The 269-nt window shown below is 68.0% G+C and carries 1 protein-coding gene; it reads left to right on the top strand.

Annotation, left to right across the window (positions count from 1 at the left end; all coding sequences use genetic code 11):
* Nucleotides 1-269 (top strand): winged helix-turn-helix domain-containing protein (locus tag WDW90_RS39565; RefSeq protein WP_336493051.1); only part of this gene is annotated, 269 nt, incomplete at both ends.

The following is a 269-nucleotide window of genomic DNA, read 5'->3' as shown; positions in this document are numbered from 1 at the left end:
ACCAGCCGGGCTGATCGACCGCAAGGCGCCGGGCCAGAAGCCGAAGCTGAATGCCGCCCAGCGGCAAGCGCTGGCGCAGGTGATTGAGGAAGGGCCGGACCCAGAGCGGCATGGCGTGGTGCGCTGGCGGCTGAAGGATCTGGCCGCCTGGGTCTATGCCAGCTTCGGGATCAGCCTGGACGAGAGCACCCTCGGCCGCACGGTTAAGCGAATGGGCTTTGCCAAGCTCTCGGCACGCCCTCGCCATCATGAGCAGGACCCAGCCGCCT

It is taken from the genome of Methylobacterium nigriterrae (assembly GCF_037106235.1).
GTDB lineage: Bacteria > Pseudomonadota > Alphaproteobacteria > Rhizobiales > Beijerinckiaceae > Methylobacterium > Methylobacterium nigriterrae.
This window is presented reverse-complemented; position numbering and strand designations above follow the sequence as displayed.